Raw genomic sequence first — 24,259 nt, 5'->3', positions numbered from 1 at the left:
GGCCGGTGGAGTTCAGATCGCGTCCCGCTCGACCGGGCAGCTCATGCAGCGCGGCCCGCCGCGGCCGCGGCCCAGTTCGCTGCCGGGGATCTCGATCACCTCGATGCCCTCCCGACGCAGGTGGGTGTTGGTGGTCACGTTCCGCTCGTACGCGACGACCACCCCCGGCTCGACGGCCAGCACGTTGCAGCCGTCGTCCCACTGCTCGCGCTCCGCCGAGTGCACGTCCTGCGTGGCCGTCAGGACGCGGATCTTGCCGAGCCCGAGGGCGTCCGCGATCGCCTTGTGCATGTGCTCCGGAGCGTGGTCGCTGACCTGGAGTTCACGGCTCCCCTCCCCCGGCCGGATCGTGTAGGAGCGGAGCATGCCGAGGCCCGCGTACTGGGTGAAGGTGTCCGCGTCGACCATCGTCATCACCGTGTCGAGGTGCATGAAGGCCCGCCGCTTGGGCATGTCGAGCGCGACGATGACGGTCGCCGACCCGGCGGCGAACAGTCCCCGCGCGAGCATCTCCACCGCCTGCGGGGTGGTGCGCTCGCTCATCCCGATCAGCACGGCGCCGTTGCCGATGACCAGGACGTCCCCGCCCTCGATCGTCGACGGGTAGTCGGACTGCCCCTGCGACCAGTAGTGGAAGGCGCCGGAGCCGGTGAACAGCGGGTGGTGCCGGTAGATCGCCTCGAAGTGGACGGTCTCGCGCTGCCGGGCCGGCCAGCGCATCGCGTTGATCGACACCCCGTCGTAGATCCAGGCGGAGGTGTCCCGGGTGAAGAGGTGGTTGGGCAACGGCCCCAGCAGGAAGTCGTCGAGGTCCAGCGCGTGGAAGCGCACCGACACCGGTTCGGGGTGCCGCTCCAGGAACTCCCGCTTGGTCATGCCGCCGACGAGCGCCTCGGCCAGGTCGCCCGGGGAGAGCCCGTCGAACGCCGCTCGCAGGTGGTCGGTGGCGAGCGGCCCGTACTCCTTCTCGTCGAAGACCCGGTCCAGTACGAGGTGTCGCGCCTCGGTGATCCCGAGGGACTCCCGCAGCAGGTCGCCGAACAGGTGCACGGCGACGCCCCGGTCACGCAGGACGTCGGCGAAGCCGTCGTGTTCCTGACGGGCCCTGCGCACCCACAGCACGTCGTCGAAGAGCAGTGCGTCCTTGTTGGTCGGTGTGAGCCGCTTCAGCTCCAGGTCGGGCCGGTGGAGGATGACGCGGCGAAGCCGCCCGGTCTCGGAGTCGACATGGAATCCCATGCCCTACACGTTCCCAGACCGGGCCGCCTTTCGAACGCGCTGCGGCCCAGCGGTCTCAGCGCAGTCCGAGAAGCGCGGTCGGGGCGCCGATCAACTCCGGGGTCGTCAGGCCCAACTTGGGCGTCGTCAGGTTCGGGATCCCGTAGTTGCCGCCGTCGGGCATCGACAGCGGGGCGCCGACGATCGCACCGGGGCTCCGGGCCAACAGGGTCGTAGCCGGGGACTCCAGGGACCCCTCGCCGTCCGTCTCGGGAGTGCCCGCCAGGTTCGGCACCGGCGAGGTGACGTTCGTGCCGCCGAGGTCGGTGCCGATGGGCACCACCGGGATCAGTGGGGTCGGGAGCAGGTCGCCGGTGTGGTGGCGGGGCGCCTCGGGGGCGCCGACGACCGGGACCGGCACCGAGGTGGCCACGCGCGGGGTGGCCACGCCCAGCGTGGTCTCCACGGCGTCCAACGGGACACCCACCGGAACCGACTGGGCGACGGCCGGTGAGGCCGCACCGGCCGCGGCCATGCAGGTCATGAGTGCCGCAAGGCTTCCGCGCGCGGTCATCTTCATAAGTGACGTTCCGTCCTTCCAGGGTCGCGGACATTCCGCTGCCCTGGATGAACGATCCCGCCGGGGGTTTCCCCGGCGTTCTCCCCACAAGTTCCCCCATACGGCCTACTTGGCGGGCATCGTGTGTACGGGGCCGGGCGCGGCCGCGTAAGTGAGCCGGCGCCAGGGGAACGCCCGTCGGTGCAGGGTCCGGCCGGCCGCGGGCGCCGGGCGGGCCCCGGACCGGCCCCGGGGTCCGCCCGGCGCCCCGCGCCCTCACAGCCGGGGGTCGACCGGCTCCGACTCCAGGGCGAGGACCGCGAAGACGGCCTCGTGGACCCGCCACAGCGGCTCCCCGGCCGCCAGCCGGTCCAGGGCCTCCAGCCCCAGCGCGTACTCGCGCAGGGCCAGGGAGCGCTTGTGCCCGAGGAACCGGCCGCGCAGGCGCTCCAAGTGGTCGGGGCGGGTGTACTCCGGCCCGTAGATGATCCGCAGGTACTCACGGCCGCGGACCTTGACGCCGGGCTGGACCAACCGGCCCTTGCCGTCGCGGGCATACGCCTGGAGCGGCTTGACGACCATGCCCTCGCCGCCCGTCGCCGTCAGATCGAGCCACCAGTCGGTGGCCGCCTTCACCGACGCCTCGTCGCCGGTGTCCACGAACACCCGGCCGGTGCGGCGCAGCAGGCCGATACCGGCCTCCTCGTCCGCCGACGCGAGCCGGTCCAGCCAGGCCAACTGCTCGTCGTGCGGTACGGCGGCCAGGGAGCGCCCGGCCACCGCGAGCAGCTGGAACGGCGCGAACCGTACGCCGTCCAGCCCCTCGGTGGTCCAGCAGTAGCGCCGGTACGCCTCGGTGAAGGCGGCGGCGTCGGCGGCCCTGCCCCGCTGCCGCTCCAGCAGCGGGCCGGTCGCCACGCCCCGGGCGGCGGCCGCCTCCAGCGCGGCCACGGCGTCCGGGAAGACGGCGCGCGCGGCGGCGCCGACGGCGGCGTACTGGTTGCGGAGCAGGCCGGTGGACTTCAGCGACCAGGGCAGCAGCTCCCCGTCGAGGAGCAGCCAGTCCGTGTCCAACTCCTCCCAGAGCCCGGCGGCGTCGACGGCGGCGCGCAGCCGGCCGAGGAACTCCTCGGTGACCTCGGTCTCCTGGAAGAAGGGTCGGCCGGTGCGGGTGTAGAGGGAGCCGGTGACCCCGCTGCTCACGCCGAACCGCCCGCGGGCGGTGGCCGCGTCGCGGCACAGCAGGACGGTGGCGCGGGAGCCCATGTGCTTCTCCTCGCACACGACGCGCTCGACGCCGTCGGCGCGGTACTGGGCGAAGGCCTCGGTCGGGTGCTCCAGGAAGGACCCGCCGTCGGCTCCGGCGCGGGCGTCGTCCTTCGCGGTGGCGGTCGGCGCCATGGTGGGCGGGAGGTAGGGCACCAGTCGGGGGTCCACGGCGAAGCGGCTCATGACCTCCAGGGCGGCGGCCGCGTTCTCCTCGCGGACGTTGACGTTGCCCACGTGCCGGGTCTCCACGATCCGGCGACCGTGGACGTCGGCGAGGTCGAGCGGACGGCCGTCGTGTCCGCCCGGGACCTCGGTGACGAGCGGCTTGACCGGCTCGTACCAGACCTTCTCGGCCGGTACGTCGACCAGTTCGCGCTCCGGCCAGCGCAGGGCGGTCATCCGGCCGCCGAAGACGGCTCCGGTGTCGAGGCAGATGGTGTTGTTGATCCAGCTGGTGTTCGGGACGGGGGTGTGGCCGTAGACGACGACGGCCTTGCCGCGGTAGTCCTCGGCCCACGGGTAGCGCACGGGCAGGCCGAACTCGTCGGTCTCGCCGGTGGTCTCGCCGTACAGCGCGTGCGAGCGGACCCGGCCGGAGGTGCGGCCGTGGTACTTCTCGGGCAGCCCGGCGTGACAGACCACCAGTCGGCCGCCGTCGAGGACGTAGTGGCTGACCAGGCCGGCGATGAACTCCCGTACCTCCTTGACGAACTCCTCGGACTCGCGCCCGAGCTGCTCGATCGTCTCGGCGAGGCCGTGGGTCTGCTGGACCTTGGAGCCCTTCAGGTAACGGCCGAGCTTGTTCTCGTGGTTCCCGGGGACGCACAGGGCGTGGCCGGAGGCGACCATGCCCATCACGCGGCGCAGGACGCCGGGGCTGTCCGGGCCGCGGTCGACGAGGTCGCCCACGAAGACGGCGGTGCGGCCCTCGGGGTGGACGCCGTCGCGGTAGCCGAGCTTGGTGAGCAGGGTCTCCAGCTCGGAGGAACAGCCGTGGATGTCACCGATGATGTCGAAGGGGCCGGTGAGGTGGGTGAGGTCGTTGAAGCGCTTCTCCAGCACCACCTCGGCCGACTCGACCTCCTCCACGGAGCGCAGGACGTGCACCTTGCGGAAGCCCTCGCGCTCCAGTCCGCGCAGCGAACGGCGCAGCTCGCTGCGGTGGCGCTGGATGACCCGGCGCGGCAGGCCGGCCCGGTCGGGGCGGGCGGCGTTGCGTTCGGCGCAGACCGCCTCGGGCAGGTCGAGGACGATGGCGATGGGCAGCACGTCGTGTGCGCGGGCCAGGGCGACCAGCCCGCGGCGGGCCTCGGCCTGGACGCTGGTGGCGTCGACGACGGTGAGGCGTCCGGCGGCGAGGCGCTTGCCGGCGATGTGGTGCAGGACCTCGAAGGCGTCCTTGCTGGCGCTCTGGTCGTTCTCGTCGTCGGCGACCAGGCCGCGGCAGAAGTCGGAGGAGAGGACCTCGGTCGGCTTGAAGTGCGTGCGGGCGAAGGTGGACTTGCCCGATCCGGTGGCCCCGATCAGCACGACGAGGGACAGGTCGGTGACGGGAAGTACGCGACGGGTGCCGCGGGGGGTCTCGGTGACGCTCATGCCGCCTCGCCCTCCTTCGGGGTCTCGGTGGTGGTGGTGGTGCCGGTCGTGGTGTTGATGGCGTCCGGGGCGCCGTGCGCCTGGGTGAGGACCGCCATCTGGGTCGGCGGCCCGACCTCGGGGTCGTCGTCCCCGACGGGCAGGTGGACAACGGTGTACCCGTACCGGTCGGCGACCTCGCCGGCCCAGGTGCGGAACTCCTCCCGGGTCCACTCGAAGCGGTGGTCGCGGTGGCGGACGTGCCCGGCGGGCAGGGACTCCCAGCGGACGTTGTACTCGACGTTCGGGGTGGTCACGATGACGGTGCGCGGGCGGGCCGCGCCGAAGACGGCGTACTCCAGCGCGGGCAGCCTCGGCAGGTCGAGGTGCTCGATGACCTCGCTGAGCACCGCCGCGTCGTAGCCGACGAGCCGCTTGTCGGTGTAGGCGAGCGAGCCCTGCAGCAGCCGGACGCGGGAGGCCTGCCGCTCCCCCATCCGCTCCAGCCGCAGCCGCTTGGCGGCGGTGCCCAGGGCCCGCATCGACACGTCGACGCCGACGATCTCGGTGAACGAGACGTCCTTGAGCAGGGCCTGGACCAGCTGGCCCTGGCCACAGCCCAGGTCCAGGACGCGGGCCGCGCCGGCGGCGCGCAGCGCGGCCAGGATGGCGTCGCGGCGCCGGACGGCGAGCGGCACCGGCCGGTCCTCGGTGTCCCGGGACTCGTCGATCGCGTTGTCGAGCTCCTCGACCTCGCTGCCGTCGGCTTCGGCCAGCCGGGCCAGTTCCAGGCGCTCCAGGGCGTCCTGGGTGAGGCGCTTGTGACGGGCCAGGTAGCGGGCGGTGATGAGTGCGTGCTCGGGGTGCGCGGCCAGCCAACCGTCTCCGGCGCGCAGCAGTTTGTCGACCTCGTCGGGGGCGATCCAGTAGTGCTTTCCGTCGTCGAGCACCGGCAGCAGGACGTACAGCTGGCGCAGGGCGTCGTCCAGCTTGAGTTCGCCTTCGAGGACGAGGCGCACGTACCGGCTGTCCCCCCATGCGGGGAACCGCTCGTCGAGCGCGATCGGCTCGGTCCGTACGGACTCCCAGCCGAGCGGGTCGAAGAGGCGGTGCACGAGCTGCTCGCCGCCGCGGGCCGGCAGGACCGGTATCTCGATGCGCAGCGGGAGCGGCCGGCCCGGCAGCTCGGGGCGGGCCGCGCACACCCCCTTGAGGGCGCTGCGGAACACCCCGCTGAGGGCGACGGCGAGCAGGGAGGAGGCCGCGTAGGGGCGGTCGTTGACGTACTGCGCGAGGGCGGAGTCGGGGGCTCCGCCGCGGCCCTTGCCCTGACCGCGCCGCACTAGGGCGACGGGGTCCACCTCCAAGAGCAGGGCGGCCGTGCACCGCTCGGCCGTGGCTTCCGGATAGAACACGTGGGCCGTGCCGTGGGAGGTGGAGAACGCCTGCGTCCTCTCGGGATGCTTGTGCAGCAGGAAGCCCAGGTCAGTGGCAGGTTTCTCGGTCGAGCCGGTCGCGCTGATCGTCAGGAACATGCGCTTCAGTATGTGTCCCGGCGCGCTCGCGGCCCACTGCTTTTCACTCCGGTCGGGGGTGGTCGCGCCGGGTGCCGTCCCCGCCGCCCGTCGGTTCCCGCGCGAGGGCGGCGCGCAGCCGCGCGATGTGGTCCGGGGTGATCCGGCAGCAGCCGCCGAGGAGTCGGGCTCCGGCGCGCCGCCAGGCCGTGGTGGGCCAGGGGGCGCCGGGGGGCGGGGCGTGCCAGGTCCGGGTGGCCGCGTCCCAGAGGGAGCCGTCGTTGGGGTAGGCCAGCAGCGGCTTGTCCGTCACGGCGGCGGCCGCTTCGAGGGCGGGCAGCACCTCGGCCGGATCGCAGCAGTTGACGCCGACCGCGATCACCTGCGGGGACGCGGCGGCGAGCGCGAAGGCTTCGGCGAGGGGTTGGCCGGCCCGGGTGCGGCCGGCGGCGACGGTGTAGCTCAGCCAGGCGCGGGCCCCGGTCCCGGCCAGTACGTCGACCAGGGCCCGGGCCTCGTCGGTGTCCGGGACGGTTTCCAGGGCCAGTACGTCCGGCGCCCCGGGGCCGGGGGCGGCGAGCGCCTCGATGCGGGGGCGGTGGAAGGCGGCGAGTCGGCGCACCGTGAGCCCGTACCGGCCCCGGTACTCCGAGCCGTCCGCGAGGACGGCCCCGTACGGGCCCACCGAGGCGGCCACCCAGACCTCGTGGTCGGCCGCCCGGGCCGCGGCGTCGGCCAGGGCGACGCCCCGGCGCAGCAGGGTGGTGGCGTCCGGGTGGTCGGGGCCGATCTGGTAGCCGGCGGTGGTCAGTACCTCGGCGCCGGCCCGCGCGTACGCCGTGTGGGCGGCCTCGACCTGGTCCGGGCGTTCGGCGAGGACCCGGCCCGTCCAGAGGGCGCCGGACAGGTCGCAGCCCTGGTCGGCGAGCTGGTTGCTCAGTCCGCCGTCCAGGAGCAGGGTGCGTTGGGCGAGGGCGGCGGCGAGCGGGCCGGTCGCACGGGGCATGTCGGTGGCTCCCGGTGGTTCAGTCGAGTTGGGACAGCACCCGGTCGGAGATCAGTTGCAGGTGGTCCAGGTCGTCGAGGTCGAGGAGTTGGAGGTAGGCGCGGGAGGAGCCGATGGCGGCGTAGGTGCCGAGCTTCTCGACGACCTCGTCCGGCGAGCCGGCCAGGCCGTTGGCCTTCAGCTCGTCCACCTCGCGGCCGATGGCGGCGGCCCGGCGGGCCACTTCCGCGTCGTCCTTGCCGACGCACACGACGAGGGCGTTGGAGTAGACGAGTTCTTCGGCCTTGCGGCCCGCTTCGGCGGCGGCGGCCCGGACGCGGGCGAACTGTCGGCGGCTGTCGTCGATCGAGGCGAACGGCATGTTGAACTCGTCCGCGTAGCGGGCGGCGAGGCGCGGGGTGCGCTTCGCGCCGTGTCCGCCGATGAGGACGGGCACCTTGGCCTGGGCGGGCTTGGGCAGGGCCGGCGAGTTCTCCAGCTGGTAGTGGGTGCCCCGGTGGTCGAACGTGGCGCCGGGGGCGGTGGCCCACAGGCCGGTGATGACGGCCAGTTGCTCCTCCAGTCGGGACATCCGCTCCGCCGGGAAGGGGATGCCGTACGCCTTGTGCTCCTCCTCGAACCAGCCGGCGCCCAGGCCCAGCTCGATCCGACCGCCCGACATCCGGTCGACCTGCGCCACCTGGATCGCGAGGACGCCGGGCAGCCGGAAGGTGCCGGCCGTCATCAGCGTGCCGAGCCGGATGCGCTTGGTTTCGCGGGCCAGGCCGGCGAGGGTGATCCAGGCGTCGGTGGGGCCGGGCAGGCCGTCGGCGGAGCCCATCCGCAGGTAGTGGTCGGAACGGAAGAACGCGTCGAAGCCCAGGTCCTCGGTGGCCTTGGCGACGGTCAGGAGGGTCTCGTAGTCGGCGCCCTGCTGGGGTTCGGTGAAAATGCGAAGATCCATGCCTCCCATCCTGCCCGTCCGCCACCCCCGCGGGGTGAATCTGCGTCAACCCGACGCGGCGCCCGCCGGCCCGCCAGTGACCGGCACCGATGGGGATCGTTGGCTCGGACGGAGCCGGACCGCCGGCCCGCGCGCCGGCGGCCCACCGTCCGGTGCGTCCACCGCCCCCTTCCCCCCGGGGAAGGGCCCAGGGCCGAGGAGGCCGCCATGTCCCACGAGGCCGTGCCGGAAACCCGCCACCAGACCGCGCCGACCGGCCGGGCGACCCACGACGGCGCACGCCAGGAGGGGGCGGTTCCCGCCCCGGGCGGCGCCCCGAAGGGCCTGCTCCAGCAGATGGAGGAGCTGATGGCGGCGCTGAACGCCGACCTGTCGCAGCTCGACGCCGACCTCCAGCACGCCACGGACCGCGCCGAGCCGGCCGCCGCGCCCGTTCCGGGCCACCACGCGTACGAGGACGAGCGCGACCGCGACCGGTCCCGCTGACCGTGCGGGGTCCCGTCGCCCGCTACGGGACCCCGGGCGAACCCGGCGACGGCCTCAGGCGACGCCCGAGGCCGATCCGCGTTCCCGGACGGTCATCCGGCGCAGCAGTGCCCGTACCCGGTCGCTCGACTCGTCCGCGGCGTCGATGGACTCCATGGACTGCCAGTACAGGCTCTCGTCGTCCGTCCCGCAGGCCACTCCGACGAGTGCTATGCCGACCTCGCCGAGCAGCGCCTGCAGTCCCAGGAGCGCCGGACGTATCTCGGCCACGCCGGTCAGTTGCGCCGCCCTCGGCGGCTGCTGCGGCGCGGTGCCCTCGCCCCGCAGCGCCGCCCGGTCGATCACCCCGCAGCCTCTGCCTCCCGCTTCTCCCAGGCCTCGTGCCTCCGCTCTGAGCTCCGGCGGCCCGGTGACCGCCAGCCAGCTCCCCACTCCTTGGGCGAGCGCCTGCGCCTGCCAGGCCTCGCTCACGATGTCCCACGCAGCCCCGCTCTGTGCCAGCGCGTGCCGGCCGGCCGCGATGAGCCGTACCGCATCCATATGCCGTCCCCCGTCCGCACGACATCCGCCGTCCTCCACTACCCAGAGTGAAGGCAACGAGCCAGTAAAGCCAGGGGTATTCGGAAATCTGTGGACACAAAACGTGGTTGTGGACGACGCCATCACTCCGAAGAGTGACGATCAATGGTCGAGGTTCCGGTCACCGGGAAACGAACCTCGTTCCGCTCGATCTTCGCGGCGAGCGCGTCCAGCACGTCCACCCCCAGGACCTCACAGAATTGCAGCAGATACGCCAATACGTCGGCCACCTCATCGGCCACCTTGTCTGCGGTTTCGGGTTGTTCCATCACCGCGGCGGACTGTTCCGGTGTCAGCCACTGGAAGATCTCGACCAGTTCCGACGCCTCCACGCTCAGGGCCGCGGCCAGGTTCTTGGGCGTGTGGTAGGGACCCCAGCCCCGGGCGTCCGCGAACGCGGCGAGCCGCCGCTGGAGCCGGTGGAGCCGCTCCTCCCCCGCGGGCCCCCGCGACGCGTCCTCGGAGGCGGCCTCCCCGCAGGCCTCGTGGGAGCCCTCCCGGGAGGACGCGGTGAAGTTCTCCGAACAGTCCGCGGGGAAGTCCTGACTGTCGTCCATGGGTACGGCGTTCATGGGGACAGGTCTACCACCGAGACGCCCGGCAGCTCCCGGGCGGTTTCCGCCGTGTCCTCCCCGATGGCGGCGACCAGTCGGATGTGGCCGCGCGCCCCGGACAGCAGGGCCAGCCGCAGCAGTTCGGCGCTCTGGCGCCGGTCGAGCCCGCGGTCGAGGTCGTCGGCGAGCACGGTCAGCGCCTGTCGGGCGGACAGCAGTTCCGCCGCCGGGTCCACAGCCAGCACGCCGGGGCCGGTGAGCAGGACCAGGGCCAGTGCCAGGAAGCGGAGTTCGCCCGCCGCGAGCCGGCCGAGTTCGGTGGCGGGGCGTCCCGGGCCGCGGTCCAGCAGGCCGGTGACGAGGCCGGTGCGCGCCGCCTGGAACGCGCCGAAGGCGCCGTCGCCGCCTCCCGGTTCGCCCTCGCAGACCCGTACGTCGAGTGCGGCCACCGGGCCCGCGCAGCCGGTGCGCGCCGCCGCGGCGAGCAGGGCGTGCCGGGTGCCGCATTCGTGGCGGGTCCGGCGCAGCACGTCGGCCAGGTTGGCGCAGTCGCCGCGCAGCCGGCCCTCGCCGGGCGTGACGGGTCCGCGCATCCGCTCGGGGCGGGGGTCGCACGGGAACACCGAGCGCAGCGCCACCACCACCTGCTCGGCCGCGGCCAGGACGCGCCGCTGCCCGGCGGTGGATCCGGCGACGCGCAGGGGCAGCAGGGCGGTGCCGAGCCGGTCGTCCGGGAACGGGGCGCGGGTGACCCCGACGGCGCCGCCGGTGAACCAGCCGGCCTGGACGGAGCGCCGCCGGGGGTCGCGCAGGGCGGTGCTGAGCAGGATCTGTCCGTCCTGCGAGAGCCGTTCGCCGACGACGCGCAGTTCGGGCTCGGCCTGTACGGCGAGGTCGAGACGGACGGGTCCGACGGGGCCGTCGACGGTGCAGCCGATCCGGAACCCGCGCCGCCCGTCGGCGTCGGGGACGGCCGTCTCGGGGACCCGGGCCACCGGGTCCCGGAACACGTCGTCGAGCGGGCTTCCGCTGCCGAGCGCGGCCAGGGCCTGGTAGGCGGCCAGCGCCTGGGACTTGCCACTGCCGCTCGGTCCGGCGAAGAGGGTGACGGGCCCGAGCGGGAACACCGCGGCCCGGTGCGACGCGAAGGCGGAGAGCCGTAATTCGGTGACGGTGGGCCGCTGATGCGTCGGCCCCGCCGAAGCGCCGCGCACGGCGGGGGCGGGAACGGCGGGGGCGGGAACGGCGGGGGCGGGAACGGCGGGGGCGGGGAAGGCGGCGCCGGGGAAGGCGGCGCCGGGGAAGGCGGGGGCGGTGGGCGTGGGCGGCGCGACAGCGCCGGGAACGGTGGGCGTGGGCGGCGCGACAGCGCCGGGAACGGTGGGCGCGGCAGCGCCGGAAGCGGCGGGCACGGTCGGCGCGGCAGCGCCGGGAACGGTGGGCGCGGCAGCCCCGAAAGCGGCGGGCGCGGCGGCGCCGGGAACGGTGGGCGCGGCAGCGCCGAAAGCGGCGGGCACGGCGGGCGCGGCAGCGCCGGGAACGGTGGGCGCGGCAGCGCCGGAAGCGGCGGGCGCGGCAATGCCGGGAACGGTGGGGGTGTCCGTCGCGCCGGCTTGGCGCGGCGGGGCGTCCGCCGGAGCTGCGGCCGTAGGTGTGGAGGTATCCGTCGGAGCGCCGGCCCCGCGCGGCGGGGCGTCCGTCGGGGCTGCGGTCGGGCAGGTGGGGGTGTCCGGAGCGCCGGTCGGGCGCGGCCGGGCGTCCGTCGGGGCTGCGGTCGGGCGTGTGGGGGTTTCGGTCGCGGCGGCCGGGGGGCGGCGCACGTCCAAGGTGACGTCCATGGCCGGACGGTACGGGCCGCCGGACCACCCGGGGACGCGGCGAACCGTTCCGCCGCCGCGACCTTCCTACGATCGGGGGACGGCCGCGGCCGCGATTCCCTCGACCTCGGTGCCGACCGGGGCCAGCAGGAAGACGTTCCTGTCGACCCGGTGCATCCCGCTGCCCAGTCCGAAGACCACGCCGCTGCTGAAGTCGAGGATCCGCTTGGCCACTTCGCCGTCCGCGCCCGTGAGGTCCAGCAGGACGGGGATCTGCGCGATCAGGTACTCCGCGACCTCGCGCGCGTCGGCGAAGATCTGGACCCGGATCACCACGAAGCGCCGCTGTTCGGCCGCCGCCGCCCCGGGACCCTTGGGGATGGTGCGGTGGTCCACCCGGGAGGGCCATTCGTTGCGACTGCGCAGGGGCACCACCTGCGCGAGTCCCTCCCACTGTTCGTCCGTGACGTCGTACCTGCTCACCGGGCCGCCTCGGCCGTGCGCTTCATGTGCATCCGCCCATCCTCTCGTGTTTCACCCGTTCAGCCCAACAGCGACACGAAGCACGTGGGGCCGCCGCCCTGACCAATGGCGACGAGGTCCGTACGGTACGCGACATCGCGGACGCCGGGGGCGCACGGCGGGCCGCCTCCCGGCCCGGTCGTCGCACCCCGATCACCCTGCCCCGCGCGCGGGCCGCCGCGGCGGCGTGCGCGCCCGGATCCGGGCCGCCGCCGAGCGGTTGCTCACGGAACGCGCACCCCCGCGGCGTGACGATGGATCGGATCACCAGGTCGCCGGGGTCGTCCACGCCGCCGCGGTCGAACATCCGGAGCGGTACCTTCCGCCGGCACGGGGCGTCCTGTTGGGTCGTCGGTTCGCGTCGGCGACGTACGGGGCGGGGCGCGCCCACGCGCGGGGCCGGCGCGTACCCGGTCAGGCGGCACGCCCCCGGCTTCCCGCCCGAACGCATCGCCGAGACCCTCGGGCGGCTCGTACGAGGGGTACTCCCGAATAACGAATAGGTTAGGTTAGGCATACCTAACTCACTACGAGAGGGAGAGATCCGCATGCGCCTGCCCGGTGCCCCCGCCGCCACGCCCGCCGCCCGGCCGACCGACGCCGAGCGGGTCCGGTCCATCCTGGCCGCCGCCCACTCGATGACGGTGGTCGTCGACGGGGTGCGCAGCGAGGTGCGCCAACTCGACGGCGGCGACGTGCTCGGCCGGCTCCACCTGCACCCGGCCGCGCCGGCCGCCGGACACTCCTCCCCCGCGGCCGACGACCGCTCCGCGATCCGGCTGGAGTTCACCGACATCGCGCCCACCCCGGTGCGCGACCGGGTCCGGGCCCGCGTCACCGTCCTGGGCCACCTGCTCACCCCCTACGCCGACGAGAACTCGGCCCCCGGGGACAGCACCTGCGTGGAGTACGGCCGGGCGGTCCTGGAGACCTCGGAGGGGACCTCGTACATCGGGCTGACGGAGCTGGACGAGGCCTGGCCCGACCCGCTCGCCCCCTACGAGGCGGGCATGCTCACCCACCTCCTCGACGACCACCCCGAGCTGGTCACCCTGCTGCTGCGGCTGGTCAGCCCGCTACCGTCGGCCGCGGTCGTGCGGGCCCTGCCGCTCGCCCTCGACCGGTACGGGATCACCCTGCGGCTGGAGGAGCGGCGCGGCCACCGCGACGTCCGGCTGGCGTTCCCCTCGCCCCTGGACGACGTGGAACAGTCGGGCGCCCAGATCCAGGCCCTGCTCAGCGCCGCCCGCCGGCGCTCCCACCGCAACACGCTGCCCGCCTGAGGGCGTTGGCACGGCGTCACGCGCGAAGAAAAGCGGAATAGCCGACCTGGCAGCCGGGTTGGGATGACCATGAAGGCAATCACATACAACGCGTACGGAACCCCCACCCGGTTAGAGCTGGTTGACGTACCGGAACCGAAGGTCGGCCCCAGCGAGGTGCTGATCCGGGTCAAGGCGGCCGGGGTGAACCCCGTCGACTGGAAGCTCGCCGCGGGCTTCCTCGGGCAGGTCCTCGAAGTGCGCCACCCCGTGATCCCCGGCTGGGACGTGGCCGGCGTCGTCGAGGCCGTCGGCCCGGACACCGACGACTACGCCGTCGGCGACGAGGTCTACGGCTACGTCCGCAAGGAATGGGTGCAGCTCGGCACCTACGCCGAGCTCGTCGCCGCCCCCGTCCGCACGATCGCCCGCAAACCGCGCGGGCTCACCTTCGAGCAGGCCGCGGGCCTGCCGCTCGCCGGTCTGACCTCGTACCAGGCCATCACCCGCGCCGGCGTCACGGCCGGCCAGACCGTCGTCATCCACTCCGCGGCGGGCGGCACCGGCTCGCTGGGCGTACAGATCGCGGTCGCCCTCGGCGCCCGGGTCATCGGCACCGCCGGCGCCCACAACCACGACTACCTGCGCGGCCTCGGCGCCGAACCGGTGCTGTACGGGGAGGGCGTCGCCGACCGGATCCGCGCGCTGGCCCCCGAGGGCGTGGACGCCGGACTCGACTTCTACGGCGAGGGCGGCGTCGAACTCCTCCAGTCGGTGGTCCGCGCGGGCGGCCCGGTGATCTCCATCGCCGACAACGACGCGGGGTCCAAGGGCGCCCGGCACATCTGGGCCCGGGCCGACACGGCCCACCTCACGGCCCTCGCCGAACTCGCCGAATCGGGCCGGCTCACCGTCAACGTCGAGCACGCCCTGCCGCTCGCGGAGGCCGCCGAGGCCTGGGAACTGAGCGCCAGGGGCCGGACCCGGGGCAAGATCGTCCTCACCGTCTGAGGCGCCCCGCCCCACGACGCGCCGACGGTCCGCCGGAGCAGGCCGCTCCGGCGGACCGCGCGCCGCCGTCAGGAGATGATCGGCCTCCCGGGACCGCCCAACGAGGGGCCGACCGCCCTCAGCGTCCCGGGGGTACGACCGTGCCCCCAGCCGATCTCCCGCCGGTAACCGCCGAGGCCGCTGCCCGCCAGGGCACCCTCGTCCCGTACGGCCGGGTCCTCGGGCTGCGGTCGGGTGAGCGGGGACACGAACAGGGCGTCGACCGGGCAGTTGGCCTCGCACAGGAAACAGGTCTGGCAGTCCTCGTGCCGGGCCAGGAACGGGATCCCGTCCGGGCCCCGCTCGAAGACGTCGGTGGGGCAGACCTCGACGCACTTGTCACAGGCGATGCAACGCTCGGCGGAGACCAGCTCGATCACACCGCCACCCCCGCCCCGTGCCCGACCGCCGGGCGGGCCCACACCCGGTCGAGCCCGCCCGCCAGGATCCGGTGGTGCTGCGTCGGGTCCTGCCCCGGATGGTCCAGGCGCCGGGCCATGCCGCGGGACTCGGTGCGGGCCAACGCGGAGGCGTACATCCACCGCGCGTGCGCCGTCATCGCCGCCGCCTGCCGGGCCTTGACCAGCGCGGCCCCTCGCCGTGCAAGCGGGCGCGCGACTGCGCCCAGCCGGCGTCGAGGGACCGCAGCGCCGCGGTGAGCCCCTCCCCGTGGCGGAGGTAGTTCTTGTCGTAGGGCAGCACCTCCCGCTGTACGAGTTCCACGGCCTCTCGGTGGTCGAGGGGCGCGGCGGCGCTCCCCGTCGGGCGGAGCCCCGCTCCTCCGGCCCCGCCGATCCGCCGGGCGGCGGCGCTGCCCGAGCCGAGGGAGCGCGCGTGCCGGGCGGCGCCCCGCCCGGCCCAACTGCCGGAGGAGATCGCCCAGGCGGCGTTGTGGCTGCCGCCCCCGGTGAAGCCGCCGCAGATCTCCTCGCGGGTGGCCGCGTCGCCGGCGGCGTACAGGCCGGGGATCCCGGTGGCGCAGTCGTCGCCGGTGATCCGGATCCCGCCGGTGCCCCGGACGGTGCCCTCGGCCAGCAGGGTCACGGCGAACCTGTCGGTGAAGGGGTCGATGCCCAACCGCCGGCCTGGCGCCGGTGCCCGGCGGCTCCAGCGACGGCTCCGTCCCGGTCGGTGAGCAGTTCGGTGACGGGGCTGTGGTCGAGGACGCGGACCCCGGCGCGGCGGACCCGGATCCGCATCCGCCGCATGTACTCGGGGCCTTGGAGGCCGCCCCGCAGCGGCTGTCCGTCGGGGCCGGTGGGGAAGGGGTAGCGGCCCTCGACGGCCAGTTCGTTGATCCGTTCGTACGTCTCGTCGAGGACCCGGGCCATCCAGCGCCGGTCGGCGAGGTGGCCGCCGAGACCCTCCCGGGAGGCCATGGCGGCCTCCCGGGCGACGGGTTCGGGCGGCACGTACCAGACGCCGGTGCCGCCCGCGGCCGTGGCTCCGCTGGTCCCGCACCAGCCCTTGTCGGCGAGGACGACGCGGGCTCCGTCCTCGGCCGCCTTCAGCGCGGCCCAGGTCGCGGCCGGTCCACCGCCGACGACGAGGACGTCGGCGAGGAGATCGCTCATGCCGTCCCCTTCGCGTACCGGTTGGCGGGGCGGGGCAGGCCGTAGTTCTCGCGCAGGGTGGCGCCGGTGTACTCGGTGCGGAACAGTCCGCGCCGCTGGAGGATCGGCACCACGTGGTCGACGAAGTCGGTGAGTCCGGTGGGCAGCACGGGCGCCATGATGTTGAACCCGTCGGCGGCCCCCTGGGTGAACCATTCCTCCAGCTGGTCGGCGATCTGCTCGGGGGTACCGGCGAACACGCGGTGGCCGCGGCCGGCGCCGAGGCGGGCGATCAGCTCGCGCAGGCTGAGCCCGTCACGGCGGGCGAGTTCGGCGACCAGCGTGAAACGGCTCTTGTTGCCGTTGATGTCCCGCTCCTCGGGCAGCTCGGGCAGCGGGCCGTCGAGATCGGCGCCGGTCAGGTCGATGCCGAGCATCCCGGAGAGCTGGGCGAGCCCGTACTCGGGCACCTGGAGGTCGGTGAGCTGCTGCTCCAGCGCCTTCGCCTCGGCCTCGGTGGAGCCGATGACGGGGGCGATGCCGGGCAGGACGAGGAGGTCGCCCTCGGCGCGGCCGTGGCGGGCGAGGCGGGACTTGAGGTCCTTGTAGAAGGTCTGGCCGTCGGCGAGGGTCTGCTGGGCGGTGAAGACGGCCTCGGCGTACTGGGCGGCGAACTCCTTGCCGGCCTCGGAGGAGCCGGCCTGGACGAGCAGCGGGTAACCCTGCGGCGAGCGGGGCACGTTGAGCGGGCCGGCGACGCCGAAGTGCTCGCCCCGGTGGGCGGCCGGGTGGAGCTTGTCGGTGTCGGCGTAGATGCCGCGCTCCTTGTCGAGGACGATCGCGTCGTCCTCCCAGCTGTCCCAGAGCTTGGTGGCGACGTCGAGGAACTCGCGGGCCCGCTGGTAGCGCAGGCCGTGCTCCAGGTGCTCGTCCCGGTTGAAGTTGCGGGCCTCGTCGACGGTGCCGGAGGTGACGATGTTCCAGCCGGCGCGCCCGTTGCTGATGTGGTCGAGGGAAGCGAACTTGCGGGCGGTGTGGAAGGGCTCGTTGAAGGTCGTCGAGACGGTCGCGATCAGCCCGATGTGCTCGGTGACGGCGGCGATCGCCGAGAGCAGGGTCAGCGGCTCGAAGCCGCCGAGGGCGTTGTAGCGGGCCTTGCCCCACAGGGCGAGGCCGTCGGCGAAGAAGATGGAGTCGAGCCGTCCGCGCTCGGCGGTGCGGGCCAGGTCCTGGAAGTAGCGCAGGTCGGTGACGCGCTCCGGGGCGCTGTCCGGGTGGCGCCAGGCGGCGTCGTGGTGGCCGGCGTTCATCAGGAAGGCGTTGAGGTGGAGGGTGCGGGGTGCGGACATGTCTGTTCCCTGTGTTCGGTGGTGGGCGCGGGGCGGGGCGCCGGGCGGGACGGGAGGCCGGGACCCGGACCCCGGCCTGACGCGGCGGGGTCGCGACCCGGATGGGCGCGGGCTCCGGGTGCGGTGCGGGGTCCCGATGCGGTGCGGGCTCCGGGTGCGGTGCGGGGTCCCGATGCGGTGCGGGCTCCGGGTGCGGTGCGGGCTTCGGGTGGAGGGGCCAGGGCCGGGGCCGGACCCCGGGGTGCGGGGGGCCGGCCCCGGACCTGGAGCGGGGGGTCAGGCCGGGACGCGCCAGACGCTGAGGCGGCGTTCGATCGTGACCAGGACCTGGTTGAAGGCCACGCCGATGGCGGAGATCGTGATGATCCCCGCGTACATCTGCGGGATGGCGAAGTTGTACTGCGAGGCGTTGATCAGGTAGCCGAGGCCCGCCTTTGCCCCGATCATCTCGGCGGCGACCAGGACCAGGATCGAGACGGCGCCCGCCAGCCGGATGCCGGTGAAGATGGCCGGGACCGAGGACGGCAGGATCACCTTCTGGAACAGCCTCGGGGTGGACAGGTCCATCGAGCGGGCCAGCCGCACCAGCGTGGGATCGGCGTTGCCGACGGCGCTGATGGTGTTCAGCAGGATCGGCCACACGCAGGCGTAGACGACGATCGACACCTTCGAGGTCTCACCGATGCCGAGCAGCAGGACGAAGACCGGCAGCAGCGCGAGCGCCGCCGTGTTGCGGAACAGCTCCAACAGCGGACCGAGGAACGCCGCGACGGGCCGGTACCAGCCGATCAGCAGCCCGAGCGGGACCGCGACGACCACGGCGATGGCGAACCCGCCGAACGATCGGGTGAGGCTGGCCCGGGCGTGCTCCCCGAGCTGCCCGTCGCCGAGCAACTCCCACCAGGCCACGGCCACTTCGGAGACCGGCGGCAGGAAGGTCGCGTCGACCAGCCCGAGCCGCGGCGCCGTTTCCCACACGGCCAGGAGGCCGATGACGGCCGCCGACCGCAGCAGCGCGGCCCGCAGCCACCGGAGCGCGGTGGCCGGTACGGACGCCTTTCGGACGGGCGCCGCGGCCTTGACGGGAGCCGCGTCGGGGACCGCGACCTCGTCGGAGGTCGCGTCCGCACCGGTCACGGCCGGTACGGGCGCCTGAGCGGTTGGTACGGGCGGCGCGGCCACAGGTACGGGCGCCTGCGCGGCCGGTACCCGCGCCTGCGCGGCCAGTACGGGCGGCGGCGCGACGGCCGACGCGTTCGGCGCGGCGCTCTGCGCGGCGGCGGGGGCCGCGGCTTCGGTTCCGGTGGTCATACCGTGGCCTCTTCCTTCTCCAGTTGCTGGGCGCGGGCCACCTCGTCGTGGAGCAGGGTCCAGATCTCGTGGCGGTAGCGGGCGAACTCGGGGCTGGAGCGCAGGTCCTCACCGGTGGCGGCGGCGGCGCGGTCCTTGAAGGAGACCGGGACGACCTCCTTGATCCGTCCGGGGCGCGAGGTGATGACGGCGACCCTCTGCCCGAGGTACACGGCCTCCTCGATGCCGTGGGTGATGAAGACGACCGTCTTGCCGGTGCTCTGCCAGATCCGGCGCAGTTCGTCCTGGAGGGACTCGCGCGTCTGCGCGTCGAGCGCGGCGAACGGTTCGTCCATCAGGAGGACGTCCGGGTCGTAGGCCAGCGAGCGGGCGATGGCGACGCGCTGGCGCATGCCGCCCGACAGTTCGTGCGGGTGCCGGTCCTCGAAGCCGGTGAGGCCGACCAGGTCCAGGAACTCCCGTGCCTTCGCCGCCCGTTGGCGGCGCGGGACGCCGGTGGCCTCCAGGCCGAACTCGACGTTGCCCAGTGCCGTGCGCCACGGCAGCAGCGCGTACTGCTGGAAGACGATGCCCCGGTCCAGGCCCGGCCCGGTGACGGGCTTGCCGTCCAGCAGGATGCGTCCGGAGGTCGGCCGGGTCAGGCCGCCGAGGAGGTCGAGGAGGGTGGACTTGCCGCAGCCGCTGGGGCCCACGACGACCACGAACTCGCCCGCCTCGATCTCCAGGTCGATGCCGTCGAGGGCGGTGAACTCCTCCTTGGCCTTCTTGTCCTTCGTCGGGAAGGTCTTGGTGACCGACTCGAAGGCGATCTTCGCCATGGTGGGGTCCTCAGCCCTTTCCGTTGCCGTTGAACTCGTTGGTGAACAGGTCCGCCGCTTTCAGCTGACCCTTCTTGACCTCGCCCCGGTCGCCGAGCCAGTCGATCCAGAGCTGGAACTCCTTCTCCTCGATCCGGCCGGCGGGCGCGGCGACGCCGTAGGAGCGCCAGTACTGGAGCGTCGAGGTGTCCTCGTTGCGGCCCCGCTTCTTGACGATCTCGGTCATCCGGGCGATGACCTGCTCGCGGGGGGTGGTGCGGGACCACTCGATGGCCTTGCCGACCCCCGTCACGAAGGTGCGTACGGTGTCCGGGTTCTCCTTGATGAAGCGCTGGGTCATCACGTACGTGCCGCCGCTGAAGGCGCCCAGCAGGTCGAAGTCGCTGAACAGCGGGCGGATGCCACCGGCCGCGAGGGCCTTGTCGCGCAGGACGCCGCTGAGCACGCCGACCTCGATCTGCTTCTGCCGCAGGGCCTGTTCGGTGTTGACGGGCGGGACGACCAGCGCCTCGACCTTGTCGGAGTCGGCCCGGGAGAGGCCGCCGCGGCCCAGGTAGATGTCCAGGAGGGCCTGGGCGTGGGCGCCCAGGGTGTTCATGCCGACCTTCTTGCCGATGAGGTCGCGGGCGGAGCGGATCGGGCTGTCCTCCAGGACGTAGTAGCCCAGGTTGGTCTCCTTGTCGGAGCCGTAGTACGAGATGACGGCCTTGACGGGGGCCTTCCCCGCGGCGAGCTTGACGACCGCCCCGTTGAAGGCCCCGCCGAAGTGGGTCTGGCCGGTCGCGGCGGACTGGATGTCCTGCGGGCCGCTGATGGTGTTGCCCACCCAGTCCAGGGTGAGGCCGTTCAGGAACCCGAGGTCCGCGGCGAGTTCGGGCAGGGTGACCGCCCCGACCGCGCCCTGGTACTTCAGGGCGGTGATCTGCTTGCCGGATCCGGACCCGCCGTTGGCGGTGGCCGTGCCGCAGCTCACCGCGGCCGCCGAGATGCCGAGCAGGGTGAGGAACTGGCGCCGGGAGGTGGTCTTCGAGGTGAAGGCTGCGGGCATGGCTGGTCCTTGTCGGTACGTACGGGGGTACGGGAAACGGGGTTACGGGGCGGCGGTCAGGACCGCGGCCCCGACGCCGCGCAGGGCGTCGGCGAACTCGTCGACGGCCTGGAAGAGGTCGAGTTCCGCCTCGGGCAGCAGCCGGTCGGGGCCGTTGCCGCGCTCGACGGAGGAGTCCAGGACGAACCGGCCCGCGGTGACGTGCCGGGCGCCGAGGGCGGCGAGGACCGGGCGCAGCGCGTAGTCGATGGTCAGGACGTGGGCGAGGCTGCCGCCGGTGGCGAGGGGCAGCACGGTCTTGCCGGCCAGACCGTCCTGCGGGAGCAGGTCGAGGAAGGCCTTGAGCAGGCCGGTGTACGAGGCCTTGTAGACCGGGGTGGCGATGACCAGGCCGTCGGCCGCGGCGACGGCTTCGAGGGCGCGGCGTACGTCCGGTTCGCCGCGACGGGCGGCCAGCAGGTCGGCGGCCGGGAGGTCACGCACCGCGAGGTGCGCGGTCTCGAACCCGGCGTGGGAGAGGCGGCGCAGCACGTGGTCGGCGACGACCGCGGTGCGGGAGTGGACGGAGGGGCTGCCGGTGAGGGCGAGCAGTCTGGGCACGGGGGCTCCTTGGCGGGGCGGCGTACGGGGCTTCGGCTTCGACGGCCGTGGATCAGGCGGAGGCGCCGGCCGGGACGCCGTTCGGGGCGTCGGCGGCTCCGTTCGAGGCGCCGGACGCGATGCCGAAGGCCGGGTCCGGCACGGCTTCCGGGCTGATCAGGCGGGAGGGCGCCCTGTCGGGGCCGACGGGGACGTCGCCGTCGACGGTGACGCGGCGCAGGGTGCGCTCGTGGTCGTCGGAGTCGTCGACGCCGTAGTGCTGGGTGGCGCGGTTGTCCCAGATCGCGACGTCGCCGTCCTGCCACTGCCAGCGGACGGTGTTCTCGGGGCTTTCGATGTGGGCCTGGAAGAGGTCCTGCAGGACGCGGGAGTCACGGCCGGTCAGGCCCTGGATGCGCTGGACGAAGTTGCCGAGGAGCAGGGTGCGTTCGCCGGTCTCGGGGTGGACGCGGACCACCGGGTGTTCGGTGAGGAACTCGGTGGAGGTGAAGACCTCGCGGTACTGGGCCAGCGCCTCGGGCAGGGCGTCCGGCCTGAGCGCGGCGTAGTCGTAGGCGTTGGAGTGGACGGCGCGCAGGCCGTCCGCGAGGACGCGCAGCGGTTCGGGGAGGTGGGAGTAGGCGGTGGCGGTGTTGGCCCACAGGGTGTTGCCGCCGTAGGGCGGGATGGTGACGGCGCGCAGGATGGAGAAGGCCGGGTAAGCGGGGACGAAGGTGACGTCGGTGTGCCACTGGTTGGCGCGGGCGCCGTGGTGGGAGTCGATGCCGAGCGCGTAGCGGCCGTCGGCGGAGGGGACCGTGGGGTGCGCGACGGGGGCGCCGAGCAGCTGGGCGAACGCCTCGTGGCCGGCCTCGTCGAGGTGGTCCTGGCCGCGGAAGAAGACGACCTTGTGGGCGAGGAGCGCTGAGCGGATTTCGGCCACGGTCCCGGCGTCGAGGTCGCCGCCGAGCCGGACGCCGCCGATCTCGGCACCGATCCGGCCGCCGATCTTCGTCACGGTGGTACGGAGCGCAGTGGTCATGGGAACTCCCTGGTCACAGACGTGCGGAGATTATTTCCGCAGCGGAAGAAATGGCGTTACGGGAAGCACGGGGCGCCGCGGAACGCGGCGGTCTCGGGGTGGGGAGGACGACGGGACGGTGGGCCGACGGAGCGGGGCGCGGCAGGATCCGACGACGGCGGTGGGTGCTCCCCCGGCGGGTCGGCGCCCCGCGCGGCGCTGCGCGGGGTCGATCGCACCGGGGCCCGGACGGGAGTTCCCGCCGCTCGGGGCGGACGGACCCGTGCGCGGTGGGCGGGGTCGGCGGGCCTCCCGGAACCGGCGGGCCGCCCGGATGACGCCCGGTCGGGGTCACCCGGCCCGGCCGCAACCCGACGGGACGGCCGGAATCGGACCGAACGGCATCCGAAGGACCGGGGCCCGACCGGACCGGACCCGACGGCCGGGACCCGGCGGCACCGGAGCCGGACCGGATCGGGGCGGAGTCGGACCCGGTCGGAGTCGACCCCGTCGGAGGCGACCCCACGGAGGCGACTCCCAGCGGGTCCGACCCGTACGCACCGGGTCGAACCCGGGCGGGGCGGATCCGGACCCGGCCCACGATGGGCCCGGGCGGGAGGCTCAGGCGCGGCGGTGGGCCGGACAGCGGCCCGGACACCCACCCGGCGCGGTACAGAGGCCGGAGGTGCGGAGCCGCGGGGCGAGGCGTTCGTTCGCGGACATGTCCCGGAGCCTGTCAGCGGCCCCGCCGCCGGTCAACCCCCGGCCGGGGTCGGCGAAACCGGCCGCCGCCGGTCCCCCGAAACCGGCTCTGACCAGTACGTTCAGCGACCTCATAAGACTTCTGCGGCACCCCCCGACGGCCGGAAACGGTGGCCTGATTTCACGGTCCCGCAATGCGGCCGCCACGGACCGCCCGGTACCCGGTGCCCGGTCCGGCATGATCGGGGGGAATCCGACCGCCGCGCCCCGAGGAGGCCCCGTGACCGACAGGACCGGCGACCGGACCGGCGACCGCACCGGCGACCGGCGCGGGGCCGCCAACGCCGCCACGGTGCTGCGCACGGTGCTGGAGCACGGGCCCGTGGCGCGCAGCGGGATCTCCGAGCTGTGCGGGCTGAGCCCCGCCGCCGTGTCCCGGCAGACCACCGGGTTGCTGCGCGGCGGCCTGCTGCGCGAGTTGCCCGAACCGACCGGCCCGATCGCCTCGGGGCGACCGCGGATCCCGCTGGACCTGCACACCGGGGCCGTCGGCGGGCCGGTGGCGGCGGGGCTGCACATAGGGGTGCCGTCCTCCACCTTCAGCCTCGTCGACCTGCGCGGGGAGGTCCTCGCCCGGCGCGCGTTCCCCTACCAGGACCCCACCGATCCGCGGCTCCCGGCCCGCATCGCCCACGAACTCGCCGGATTCCTGGCCCGGTTCGACACCGGCCGGCCCCTGCTCGGGGTCGGAGTCGCCCTCGGGGGCTGGGTCCGCCCCGACACGGGGACCGTCGTACGGCATCCGGCGCTCGGGTGGCGGGGGATGCCGCTGGCCGCCGACCTGTCCCGGGCGCTGGGCCTGCCGGTGCGGGTGGACAACCACGCCCGGGCCGTCGCCGGCGCCGAGATGCTCTACGGCCCGCCCGCGGCCCGTCGGAGCCTGGTCCACCTCTTCGTCGGGAACGTGGTCGACGCGGCGTTCGGGATCGAGGGCACCGTCCACCGGGGCCCCGGTTCCGCCGCGGGCGACGTGGCCCACCTGCCGGTGCCCGGGTCGCGGGCGGCCTGCGGGTGCGGCCGTACGGGCTGCCTCCAGGCGACCGCGTCCGACACCGCGCTGGGCGCCGAAGCCGTCCGACGCGGGATCGTCCCCGATCCGTCCGTGTCGCTCCTCGTGGACGCCGCCGCCACCGGCGACCCGCGCGCCGACCGGCTGCTGCGCGAGCGCGCCCGGGCCGTGGGTCGGGCGGCGGCGCTGCTCCTCGACGTGTTCAATCCGGCCGTCATGGTCGTCACCGAACTGTCCAGCGTCCTGCACGAGGGCTACCTGGACGAGATCCGCGCTGCCGCCGTCGAGCGGTCCCACGTGTGCGACGAGCCCGGACGGATCATCTCCCCGCACGCCGGGCCGGCCGTCCTGCCGCAGGCTGCGGCGACCGTCCTGCTGGACCCGCTGTTCCGCGACCCGGGCCGCCCCACCGCCGGCTGAGCGCCGGCCCGAGCGCGGCCGCAACCCCCGCGGGC

23 protein-coding genes and 1 pseudogene are annotated in these 24,259 nt (G+C 74.1%); 4 read left to right on the top strand and 20 right to left on the bottom strand.

Annotated features, from left to right (window positions below; genetic code table 11):
- Positions 1–12: 12 nt before the first annotated feature.
- The 6 genes from ACZ4XJ_RS23655 to ACZ4XJ_RS23630 all read right to left on the bottom strand — a co-directional run bounded on the left by ACZ4XJ_RS23655 (position 13) and on the right by ACZ4XJ_RS23630 (position 8,084).
- Complete coding sequence (locus ACZ4XJ_RS23655) at positions 13–1,239, bottom strand: arginine deiminase (protein ID WP_468497238.1); 1,227 nt, start codon at positions 1,237–1,239, stop codon at positions 13–15.
- A 55-nt stretch (positions 1,240–1,294) separates the two neighbouring features.
- Positions 1,295–1,762, bottom strand: coding sequence for a hypothetical protein (locus ACZ4XJ_RS23650; RefSeq protein WP_468497237.1), 468 nt, complete (start codon positions 1,760–1,762; stop codon positions 1,295–1,297).
- 291 nt (positions 1,763–2,053) lie between these two features.
- Positions 2,054–4,642, bottom strand: a complete 2,589-nt coding sequence (locus ACZ4XJ_RS23645) for a polynucleotide kinase-phosphatase (protein ID WP_468497236.1) — start codon at positions 4,640–4,642, stop codon at positions 2,054–2,056.
- Positions 4,639–6,156, bottom strand: coding sequence for a 3' terminal RNA ribose 2'-O-methyltransferase Hen1 (locus tag ACZ4XJ_RS23640; RefSeq protein ID WP_468497235.1), 1,518 nt, complete (start codon positions 6,154–6,156; stop codon positions 4,639–4,641). The genes ACZ4XJ_RS23645 and ACZ4XJ_RS23640 overlap by 4 nt, the downstream gene beginning before the upstream one ends.
- 43 nt (positions 6,157–6,199) lie before the next feature.
- Positions 6,200–7,141, bottom strand: a complete 942-nt coding sequence (gene mmuM / locus ACZ4XJ_RS23635; RefSeq protein ID WP_468497234.1) for a homocysteine S-methyltransferase — start codon at positions 7,139–7,141, stop codon at positions 6,200–6,202.
- A 19-nt stretch (positions 7,142–7,160) separates the two neighbouring features.
- On the bottom strand, positions 7,161–8,084 hold the full coding sequence (locus tag ACZ4XJ_RS23630; RefSeq protein ID WP_362878056.1) for an LLM class F420-dependent oxidoreductase: 924 nt from the start codon (positions 8,082–8,084) through the stop codon (positions 7,161–7,163).
- A gap of 207 nt (positions 8,085–8,291) precedes the next feature.
- Here ACZ4XJ_RS23630 and ACZ4XJ_RS23625 point away from each other — a divergent pair, with 207 nt between their 5' ends.
- Positions 8,292–8,570: a hypothetical protein gene (locus ACZ4XJ_RS23625; RefSeq protein WP_362878064.1), complete on the top strand. Its 279-nt coding sequence runs from the start codon at positions 8,292–8,294 to the stop codon at positions 8,568–8,570.
- Positions 8,571–8,624: 54 nt separating this feature from the next.
- Here the strand turns inward: ACZ4XJ_RS23625 and ACZ4XJ_RS23620 are convergent, their stop codons facing one another.
- The 4 genes and pseudogenes from ACZ4XJ_RS23620 to ACZ4XJ_RS23605 form a co-directional block, all read right to left on the bottom strand.
- A complete protein-coding gene (locus tag ACZ4XJ_RS23620; protein ID WP_362878055.1) occupies positions 8,625–9,110 on the bottom strand; it encodes a DUF6099 family protein in 486 nt (161 codons plus the stop codon).
- Positions 9,111–9,232: 122 nt separating this feature from the next.
- A pseudogene (locus ACZ4XJ_RS23615) lies at positions 9,233–9,565 on the bottom strand (nucleotide pyrophosphohydrolase); the annotation flags it as partial.
- A 152-nt stretch (positions 9,566–9,717) separates the two neighbouring features.
- The gene (locus tag ACZ4XJ_RS23610; RefSeq protein ID WP_468497325.1) at positions 9,718–10,917 is read right to left on the bottom strand and encodes an AAA family ATPase; all 1,200 of its coding nucleotides are present in this window, start codon (positions 10,915–10,917) and stop codon (positions 9,718–9,720) included.
- A 690-nt stretch (positions 10,918–11,607) separates the two neighbouring features.
- Positions 11,608–12,003: a cell division protein SepF gene (locus ACZ4XJ_RS23605; RefSeq protein WP_362878053.1), complete on the bottom strand. Its 396-nt coding sequence runs from the start codon at positions 12,001–12,003 to the stop codon at positions 11,608–11,610.
- A gap of 587 nt (positions 12,004–12,590) precedes the next feature.
- Here ACZ4XJ_RS23605 and ACZ4XJ_RS23600 point away from each other — a divergent pair.
- Both ACZ4XJ_RS23600 and ACZ4XJ_RS23595 read left to right on the top strand, forming a co-directional pair.
- Positions 12,591–13,325 carry a DUF2470 domain-containing protein gene (locus ACZ4XJ_RS23600; protein ID WP_362878052.1) on the top strand — a complete coding sequence of 245 codons (735 nt, stop codon included), beginning with the start codon at positions 12,591–12,593 and terminating at the stop codon, positions 13,323–13,325.
- 69 nt (positions 13,326–13,394) lie between these two features.
- On the top strand, positions 13,395–14,315 hold the full coding sequence (locus ACZ4XJ_RS23595; RefSeq protein ID WP_362878051.1) for an NADP-dependent oxidoreductase: 921 nt from the start codon (positions 13,395–13,397) through the stop codon (positions 14,313–14,315).
- Positions 14,316–14,383: 68 nt separating this feature from the next.
- Here the strand turns inward: ACZ4XJ_RS23595 and ACZ4XJ_RS23590 are convergent, their stop codons facing one another.
- The 10 genes from ACZ4XJ_RS23590 to ACZ4XJ_RS23545 form a co-directional block, all read right to left on the bottom strand.
- On the bottom strand, positions 14,384–14,734 hold the full coding sequence (locus tag ACZ4XJ_RS23590) for a ferredoxin family protein (RefSeq protein WP_362878050.1): 351 nt from the start codon (positions 14,732–14,734) through the stop codon (positions 14,384–14,386).
- On the bottom strand, positions 14,731–14,913 hold the full coding sequence (locus ACZ4XJ_RS23585) for a hypothetical protein (RefSeq protein ID WP_362878049.1): 183 nt from the start codon (positions 14,911–14,913) through the stop codon (positions 14,731–14,733). The genes ACZ4XJ_RS23590 and ACZ4XJ_RS23585 overlap by 4 nt, the downstream gene beginning before the upstream one ends.
- The gene (locus ACZ4XJ_RS23580; RefSeq protein ID WP_362878048.1) at positions 14,910–15,398 is read right to left on the bottom strand and encodes a hypothetical protein; all 489 of its coding nucleotides are present in this window, start codon (positions 15,396–15,398) and stop codon (positions 14,910–14,912) included. Before ACZ4XJ_RS23580 ends, ACZ4XJ_RS23585 begins: the two co-directional genes overlap by 4 nt.
- A complete protein-coding gene (locus ACZ4XJ_RS23575; RefSeq protein ID WP_362878047.1) occupies positions 15,395–15,928 on the bottom strand; it encodes an FAD-dependent oxidoreductase in 534 nt (177 codons plus the stop codon). Before ACZ4XJ_RS23575 ends, ACZ4XJ_RS23580 begins: the two co-directional genes overlap by 4 nt.
- A complete protein-coding gene (locus ACZ4XJ_RS23570; RefSeq protein ID WP_468497233.1) occupies positions 15,925–17,256 on the bottom strand; it encodes an LLM class flavin-dependent oxidoreductase in 1,332 nt (443 codons plus the stop codon). The genes ACZ4XJ_RS23575 and ACZ4XJ_RS23570 overlap by 4 nt, the downstream gene beginning before the upstream one ends.
- 276 nt (positions 17,257–17,532) lie before the next feature.
- Complete coding sequence (locus tag ACZ4XJ_RS23565; protein WP_468497232.1) at positions 17,533–18,567, bottom strand: ABC transporter permease; 1,035 nt, start codon at positions 18,565–18,567, stop codon at positions 17,533–17,535.
- Entirely contained in the window at positions 18,564–19,385 is an 822-nt protein-coding gene (locus ACZ4XJ_RS23560) for an ABC transporter ATP-binding protein (RefSeq protein ID WP_468497231.1), read from the bottom strand. Before ACZ4XJ_RS23560 ends, ACZ4XJ_RS23565 begins: the two co-directional genes overlap by 4 nt.
- 10 nt (positions 19,386–19,395) lie before the next feature.
- Positions 19,396–20,433, bottom strand: a complete 1,038-nt coding sequence (locus tag ACZ4XJ_RS23555) for an ABC transporter substrate-binding protein (protein ID WP_468497230.1) — start codon at positions 20,431–20,433, stop codon at positions 19,396–19,398.
- A gap of 42 nt (positions 20,434–20,475) precedes the next feature.
- Complete coding sequence (gene ssuE, locus ACZ4XJ_RS23550) at positions 20,476–21,033, bottom strand: NADPH-dependent FMN reductase (RefSeq protein ID WP_362878042.1); 558 nt, start codon at positions 21,031–21,033, stop codon at positions 20,476–20,478.
- Positions 21,034–21,085: 52 nt separating this feature from the next.
- The gene (locus ACZ4XJ_RS23545) at positions 21,086–22,054 is read right to left on the bottom strand and encodes a TauD/TfdA dioxygenase family protein (RefSeq protein ID WP_362878041.1); all 969 of its coding nucleotides are present in this window, start codon (positions 22,052–22,054) and stop codon (positions 21,086–21,088) included.
- 961 nt (positions 22,055–23,015) lie between these two features.
- Between ACZ4XJ_RS23545 and ACZ4XJ_RS23540 the strand changes: the two genes are divergently transcribed.
- Positions 23,016–24,224 (top strand): ROK family protein, encoded by a 1,209-nt coding sequence (locus ACZ4XJ_RS23540; RefSeq protein WP_468497229.1) that lies wholly within the window; start codon positions 23,016–23,018, stop codon positions 24,222–24,224.
- Positions 24,225–24,259 lie beyond the last annotated feature (35 nt).

This window comes from Streptomyces sp. NPDC029836 (assembly GCF_055574495.1).
The sequence above is the reverse complement of the archived record's forward strand: the minus strand, read 5'-3'. Positions and strand labels throughout refer to the sequence as shown.